General features: G+C 69.0%; 1 pseudogene. It reads left to right on the top strand.

What is annotated here, in order from left to right:
* Positions 1–2 precede the first annotated feature (2 nt).
* Positions 3–536 (top strand): annotated as a pseudogene (locus L6Q67_RS24380) (type IV-A pilus assembly ATPase PilB); the annotation flags it as partial.

Below are 536 nucleotides of genomic sequence, written 5' to 3'. Positions count from 1 at the left end.
CCCTGATCCAGCATGGCCACCTCAAGGAGGCGGACGCGATCGCATGCACCACCCATGCGGGCGAGGCCGCGACCGCCTTCATCCTCGAGGTCGCCAACCGCGGCCTGATGAGCTGCGCGGCGATGGCCCGCTTCGCCGCCGAGACCTTCGGCTATCCGCTCCTCGACCTCGCCGCCTTCGATGCGGCGATGTTCGCGCGCGAGGCGGTCGACCGCAAGCTGCTCGCCAAGCACCAGGTCGCGCCGCTCGCCAAGCGCCAGAGCCGCATCACGCTCGCCACCGCCGACCCTTCCAACCTGCGCGCGCTGGACGAGATCCGCTTCCAGACCGGCCTGCAGATCGAGCTGGTGATCGTCGAGGCGGACAAGCTCAAGCGCGCGGTCGAGGCCCTGTCCGAGTCGGCCGCAGACACGCTCAAGGAGCTCACCGGCGAAGCGTTCGACATGGACCTGCTGCAGCAGGACAGCGCATCCCAGTCGCGCGACGAGGAAGACTCCAGCGAGGTCGACGACGCGCCGGTGGTCAAGTTCATCCAG

The sequence above is a fragment of the Zoogloea sp. genome (assembly GCF_023150065.1).
Taxonomy (GTDB): domain Bacteria; phylum Pseudomonadota; class Gammaproteobacteria; order Burkholderiales; family Rhodocyclaceae; genus Zoogloea.
This window is presented reverse-complemented; position numbering and strand designations above follow the sequence as displayed.